Source organism: Photorhabdus akhurstii, from assembly GCF_018448925.1.
GTDB lineage: Bacteria > Pseudomonadota > Gammaproteobacteria > Enterobacterales > Enterobacteriaceae > Photorhabdus > Photorhabdus akhurstii.
On the sequence record NZ_RCWE01000023.1, the window covers coordinates 77555 to 84506 of the forward strand.

The 6952-nt window shown below is 38.6% G+C and carries 6 protein-coding genes; 2 read left to right on the forward strand and 4 right to left on the reverse strand.

The features are described from left to right. Positions 1–69: 69 nt before the first annotated feature. Both glpT and glpQ read left to right on the forward strand, forming a co-directional pair. Positions 70–1422 carry a glycerol-3-phosphate transporter gene (gene glpT / locus EAE93_RS19080; protein ID WP_036776048.1) on the forward strand — a complete coding sequence of 451 codons (1353 nt, stop codon included), beginning with the start codon at positions 70–72 and terminating at the stop codon, positions 1420–1422. Between the two features lie 181 nt (positions 1423–1603). After that, complete coding sequence (gene glpQ / locus EAE93_RS19085; protein WP_214040327.1) at positions 1604–2680, forward strand: glycerophosphodiester phosphodiesterase; 1077 nt, start codon at positions 1604–1606, stop codon at positions 2678–2680. A 49-nt stretch (positions 2681–2729) separates the two neighbouring features. Here glpQ and epmA read toward each other — a convergent pair whose 3' ends face one another. The 4 genes from epmA to EAE93_RS19105 form a co-directional block, all read right to left on the reverse strand. Continuing rightward, complete coding sequence (gene epmA / locus EAE93_RS19090; RefSeq protein ID WP_036809397.1) at positions 2730–3707, reverse strand: elongation factor P--(R)-beta-lysine ligase; 978 nt, start codon at positions 3705–3707, stop codon at positions 2730–2732. A gap of 238 nt (positions 3708–3945) precedes the next feature. Continuing rightward, positions 3946–4359, reverse strand: a complete 414-nt coding sequence (locus tag EAE93_RS19095) for a fascin domain-containing protein (RefSeq protein WP_105398400.1) — start codon at positions 4357–4359, stop codon at positions 3946–3948. Between the two features lie 542 nt (positions 4360–4901). Then, complete coding sequence (locus tag EAE93_RS19100; RefSeq protein WP_046397498.1) at positions 4902–5315, reverse strand: fascin domain-containing protein; 414 nt, start codon at positions 5313–5315, stop codon at positions 4902–4904. Positions 5316–6020: 705 nt separating this feature from the next. Beyond that, positions 6021–6299, reverse strand: a complete 279-nt coding sequence (locus EAE93_RS19105; protein WP_250151101.1) for a fascin domain-containing protein — start codon at positions 6297–6299, stop codon at positions 6021–6023. Between the last annotated feature and the right edge of the window lie 653 nt (positions 6300–6952).

Here is a 6952-nt window from a genome sequence, read left to right on the forward strand (position 1 = left end):
TTCCCATCCGGTGGCATTAGTCAACCGGCGAGCTATTTATATAACTAGAAATGCCATCGGAGGCAAAATATGTTAAGTATTTTCAAGCCGGCACCTCATAGGTCCCGGCTGTCAACAGAACAGATAGATCCCGTCTATCGTCGCTTACGCTGGCAAATTTTTATGGGGATCTTCTTTGGCTACGCGGCTTATTATCTGGTAAGGAAAAACTTTGCTCTGGCAATGCCTTATCTGGTTGAGCAGGGTTTTTCCAAAGGGGATCTCGGTTTCGCGCTATCAGGGATCTCTATCGCATACGGCATCTCCAAATTCATCATGGGCTCCGTATCCGACCGTTCTAACCCACGATTCTTCTTACCTGCGGGTCTGCTCCTCGCGGCGGTTGTTATGCTGTTTATGGGTTTCGTACCCTGGGCAACTTCCAGCATCACTACCATGTTCATATTGCTGTTCCTATGTGGCTGGTTCCAGGGTATGGGTTGGCCTCCTTGTGGTCGTACTATGGTGCACTGGTGGTCACAGAAAGAGCGTGGCGGTATCGTTTCTATCTGGAACTGCGCGCACAATGTCGGCGGAGGCTTACCGCCATTGCTATTCCTGTTGGGTATGGCGTGGTTCAATGACTGGAAAGCCGCACTTTACATGCCAGCTTTCGCCGCCATTCTCGTTGCATTGATTGCGTTCGCGCTGATGCGTGACACACCACAATCCTGTGGCTTGCCACCAATCGAAGAGTATAAAAACGACTATCCATCTGATTATACAGAGAAAGATGAAAAAGAATTAACAGCTAAACAGATTTTCATGCAGTACGTGTTACCGAACAAACTGCTGTGGATGGTTGCTATGGCTAACGTATTTGTTTATCTGCTACGTTACGGCATTCTTGATTGGTCGCCAACTTATCTGCGTGAAGCCAAGCATTTCGCACTGGATAAATCTTCATGGGCTTATTTCCTGTACGAATATGCCGGTATCCCAGGCACGCTACTATGTGGTTGGATGTCAGACAAAATATTTAAAGGTAACCGTGGTGCAACCGGTGTGTTCTTTATGACACTGGTCACGATTGCAACTATCGTATTCTGGCTGAACCCACCAGGTAATCCAGCGGTAGATATGGCTTGTATGCTGACTATTGGTTTCCTTATCTACGGCCCGGTTATGCTGACTGGTCTACATGCCCTTGAACTTGCTCCCAAGAAAGCCGCCGGTACAGCCGCTGGCTTCACCGGCTTATTTGGTTACTTAGGCGGCTCTGTTGCTGCAAGTGCTATCATCGGCTACACCGTTGACTTTTTCGGTTGGGACAGCGGCTTTATGGTAATGATTGGCGGGAGTATCTTGTCCGTTATTCTATTGCTAATCGTTACAATTACCGAAAGCAAACATAAACAAGAAATCACCCAACAATATGGCTAATTTCTGTCATTAAACTGTGATATATCACTGATAATGTCAACTAAGCCGCAGCATTTATATGTTGCGGCTTTTTTCAGCATCTAAACTAAGCTAAGAGATTATGTCAGTCAGTGTCTAACACAATCAAGCGCACAGTTTAATGAGATAGATTTCATCTCATAACTAAAACGGAGAAACACACATGCAAACTCCAATCAAAACAATAATAACAGGTATTATTTTAGCCTCATCTATGTCAGGTATCACCCAAGCGGCAGACAAGATTGTTATCGCCCATCGAGGCGCAAGTGGATATCTTCCTGAACACACTCTACCGGCCAAAGCGATGGCTTATGCCGAAGGTGCTGATTATCTGGAACAAGATCTGGTCATGACTAAAGATGATGAACTGATAGTCTTACATGACCATTACCTTGATCGCGTCACTGACGTTGCCAGCAAATTCCCCGGCCGTACTCGTCAAGACGGACGCTACTATGCCATCGACTTTACCTTGTCTGAAATAAAATCATTAAAATTCACAGAAGGCTTCGATATTAAAAACGACCGACAAATACAAAATTTCTCCAACCGTTTCCCAATGTGGAAGTCTGATTTCCGAATCCACACTTTTCAAGAAGAGATTGAGTTTGTTCAGGGATTGAATAAATCTACCGGAAAAAACATCGGCATTTATCCTGAAATCAAGGCACCTTGGTTCCATCAGCAAGAGGGTAAAGATATTTCCACTAAGGTGCTGACAGTGCTAAAAGAGTATGGTTACACCAAGAAAAGTGACAAAGTTTACCTCCAATGTTTTGATGTCAACGAACTTAAACGCATCAAAAACGAACTGGAACCTAAGTTAGGCATGGATCTGAAGCTAATTCAACTTATCGCCTACACTGACTGGAATGAAACCTATGAAAAGCAACCAGACGGCAAATGGACAAATTACAGCTATGACTGGATGTTCAAACCCGGAGCTATGCAAAAAGTGGCAAAATATGCTGATGGCATTGGCCCTGATTACCATATGATTGTGTCTGAGGATTCCACCCCAACCAATATTAAGTTAACCGGTATGGTGAAAGAGGCTCACGCTAATAATATGAAAATCCATCCATATACGATTCGGGTTGATCAACTACCTAAATACGCCGCCAGCGGCGATCAACTTTTCGATATCATATATAACCAAGCGGGCGTAGATGGTGTATTCACCGATTTTCCTGACTTAGGTGTGAAATTCCTGCAAAAACAGCATCAACATAAATAAGATGCAAACAGGGCGCTTCAATCTGCGCCCTGTTCCTATCGCTTAATAATTACGCCTTAGTTATCGAAAAAGCCATAACATCACTGAGCTTTTCAGCCCGCAAAGCTAACATCACTAAACGATCGACACCAAGCGCCACGCCTGCACACTCAGGTATTCCCTGTTTCAGGGCTCCAACCAAATTTTCATCAATCGGTCTAACAGGTAAACCCAACTCCGCACGTTTCCGGTTGTCCTGTTCAAAACGCTGACGCTGCTCATGACTATCAGTTAGCTCACGGAAGCCATTCGCCAATTCAACGCCTTTAAAATAGACTTCAAAACGCTCTGCCACCCGATGATCTTCTTTGCTGATTTCCGCCAGAGAAGCCTGAGAAGCCGGAAAATGGTAGATAAAAGTTGGCTTTTCAGTACCAATATGCGGTTCAACACCAACAGCAAACAAAAGTTGCAATAAAGTATCCCGATCTTCTTCTATATCAGCAATATTGCTCAGATCCAACTTGGCAGCGACTTCACGCAACTTTTCTTTCTCCGCTGATAGCGGGTCAATATCCAGATAACGCAAGAAAGCTTGTTGATAAGAGAGTGATTCTGCATTTTCACAGTCAAGGATCTGTTGAAGTAAATCATCAACTTCATTCATCAAACGATACATATCATAGTGAGGACGATACCATTCCAGCATGGTAAATTCAGGATTATGGTAACGACCCGCCTCTTCATTACGGAAGCAGCGACTAAGCTGATAAATTGGGCCACTTCCTGCTGCCAACAGGCGCTTCATGTGATATTCCGGGCTTGTCATCAGGTAAAGAGTCATACCATCCGCGGCACCTGGACCAACAAACTCCGTCTGAAAAGGAAACAATTGAATATCAGTCACTGTAAACTGACCCATCGCAGGCGTTTCAACTTCCAATACCCCACGATCTGCGAAAAAGCGCCGTATTTCTGCTAAAATAGTCGCTCGTTTCAACAAGTTGGCGATAGGTGCGCTTGGCTGCCAGTTTGCTGTTTCGCTCATGTAAATGACTCCAAAATAAAACCAAACGTGCAGTCTACCTGCATCACACATATCAGACAAATTATTACCGTCTGATCATCCCGGAACAACTTAGCTTGTCTCGCATCAAGACTATCGCAGATTGACTACTGCCGGATATATTATTAGCTATCTGCCAAAATATTACCGCCAGATAAACAATAAAATAGTGATCGATTTTTCCTGACACAACAAAGCCAATACCAGACAAAATCACCATTTACTCTAACAGAGTTATCAATTTAAAATGGCAAAATGCATCTATATGGGTTTTATCCGCCTTAATATAATTAATACCTTTTATGCTGATCCTACTCAGATATTTTTCATTATCTGCCTTTAGTACTATCAAATTATAGCCGACATCTTCTACAGCAAACGTAGAATAAACATCAACACTCAATTTTGTAGCTTCAATATAATTACCGCCAGGACGATAAACCCGACTCAAATATAACCCATTGTCTGCCCGAAGTGCCATTGTATAAGCATCAAATAGCGTCACTACATACCGGGAAGAAGCACCAATAGTATATCTTCCAGCCTGAATGTAATTAATCTTTCCTTGACTGAATCGACTCAAATAGAGTCCATTATCTGCCTGCAAGGCGATAGTGTGCTCTGATAATGCCATCATACCCTCCGTTTAAATATATACCCGTCATCTTTCAAGTTGCCTCTTTGTTGGCTGCACTCACTCACCCCAGTCACATCGTTATCTATGCTCCCGGGGATTCGCTCCTTTGCCGTCGCGATGCATCTTGCAATCCATAGGGTATAATTAATTACTTTATAGAATACCATTTAAACCTCATATCGACTCTTTATGCCCATAGAAATTAAATTCCCTTGTTGAATATATATCACTACCGTTAAACAATGAACTTTATTATGGACGATATAACCAAATTATTACTTATAATTATTAAATAACCAGGGGAAATTATCATATTAAAATTAAGATATTATAAGGAAACTGAAAAATAATTTAAGATGATAATTATAATATGACCAGTAACACGAAGAATACATTATCAATCAAATTATTATGAAATATAATTAATATTTCATCTGGTATGTTAAGTGACTACTCCTATTGTTTTAACAGTAAAACAATAGTGGTCAGATAAAACTGACCACCATAATAAGACGCCAGAAAAGATCAAAATTGTCTAATCACAGTTTTATAACTTTAAACTGGCAATATATATCTAAGTCGTATTTATCCGGTTTAATATAGTTAAAAATACCACCAGAATTGCTCCGGCTCAGATATTTTCTATTATCCGCACACAAAGCTATAACATTATCGTCGATATATTCCAAAATAAAAGTAGAATAAACATCAATGTCTGATTTTGTCGCTACTATATAATCGCTACCAGCCAGAGAGATCCGACTTAAATAGAGGCCATTGCTTGCACAAAGGGCTATCTTATTAGAGCTAAGTTGTGTTACAGAATATTTGGTGTAAATATCAATAATAGATTTATTAGCTTCAATAAAGTCAAATCTTACTCCTCGATCAATTCGACTTAAATAGCATCCATTATCTGCTTGTAATGCAATAGGGCTACTTGATAATCCCATAACATTCTCCTGTTTATACCCGTCATCTTTCTAGTTGCCTCTTTGTTGGCTGCACTCACTCACCCCAGTCACATAGTTATCTATGCTCCCGGGGATTCTCTCCCTTGCCGCCGCGATGCATCTTGAAATCCATAGGGTATAGATATATTTAGTTTATTTTGGTCAACTATATTATTTATAGCGCATTAATTTAAGCATCACATTTTACTATTCCTGTAAATATAAAATCTTTTCAATGAATATATACAACCAATATAATTATTAAATACCAAAATATATTTTTATATCTATTTTGAATGATATGATAATTTAAGATTTAATTATAATATTCATTAAATATAAATCATTTTCACATTTAAATTATAAAACCACAAACTATAAATAAAAGTTATTTTTAATTATTAATTTCAACATTATAAATAACTTTAAAACCCATTATTATTTAATTATCTTAAAATAAGTAATAAGTTTTTATCTGACATAGTAAATGGCTGATATTATTAGTACAAAAATAAGACAAAATAATAGTGGCCAGTTTTACTAGGCCACCATAAAAAAATCAAATAAAGATCATTACTTATGCAATTAATGTAGTCACTTTAAATCGGCAATACACGTCTAAATTAACTTTATCCGGCTTAATGTAATCAACACCATTCTGAGTGATTCGACTTAAATATTTCCCGTTATCCGCGCGTAGAGCAATCACATTACATCCTCTACTGTAAACGTAGAATAAACATCAATACTCGATTTCGCTGCTTCAATATAATCACCACCAGTTCGAGTAATCCGGCTCAAATAAAGCCCATTATCAGCAAGAAGCGCTATCTTATTAGTACCAAGCTGTATTAATTTATATCTTGAGTATATATCAATGGCAGATTTAACAGCTTCAATATACTGAACCCCCGCCAGATCTACTCGACTCAGGTAGAGATTATTATCTGCTTGTAATGCAATAGTGATATTTGGTAATCCCATAATATTCTCCTATTTAAATACATTTTGATTTCTTAAATTAATTAAGTTAAATGACTTTAATCATGAAAAACTATTTAAATGTTACTTATCCCTATACCTGTAAAAACAAAACTCCTTTACTAAATATAGGTCATTAAAATCAAATGGCAAATTATATTTCCGAATCTATTTTTAATGGCATGGTTATTTTACTTTCAATTATAACATTCATAAAATAAACAAAAGTCATTTTTATATTTAATTTAAAAAATAATCATAAAAAAAATAATTTAAGATTATTAACTACAATATTATCAGAAAAAATAAATTGCCTGAATATCACTGAACTTACACAATTTCTAACACCGATAAAAATACCAGATAAGTTAAATTCATACTACACAGACTGTGTGCTCAGCCCCACCATAACACTCCATTATTTTCCTCAAAAGGCACTCTCATTACCAGATCGTGATGAACGGAAGAAAAAAATAACTTATTCCTGTCTCAGATCATATTTTTGTAAGTGACTGCTCCCCTCCGTAAAGAGGGTGTCGCAAAAGGTTAAGGTCACTTTTTCAAGCATCAAGTTAAATTCAATCACTGACTTTGGGCAGCCTGTTATTTGTATGGATAACAGGCTAAAAATAATCCCTAATATCAGAGCCACCGCT

Bases quoted from the DNA above. Each gene is read 5' to 3' on its own strand.
- EAE93_RS19105 (WP_250151101.1), bottom strand. From the start codon at position 6,299: ATGGGATTACCAAATATCACTATTGCATTACAAGCAGATAATAATCTC.
- epmA (WP_036809397.1), bottom strand. From the start codon at position 3,707: ATGAGCGAAACAGCAAACTGGCAGCCAAGCGCACCTATCGCCAACTTG.
- glpT (WP_036776048.1), top strand. From the start codon at position 70: ATGTTAAGTATTTTCAAGCCGGCACCTCATAGGTCCCGGCTGTCAACA.
- glpQ (WP_214040327.1), top strand. From the start codon at position 1,604: ATGCAAACTCCAATCAAAACAATAATAACAGGTATTATTTTAGCCTCA.
- EAE93_RS19095 (WP_105398400.1), bottom strand. From the start codon at position 4,359: ATGGCATTATCAGAGCACACTATCGCCTTGCAGGCAGATAATGGACTC.
- EAE93_RS19100 (WP_046397498.1), bottom strand. From the start codon at position 5,315: ATGGGATTATCAAGTAGCCCTATTGCATTACAAGCAGATAATGGATGC.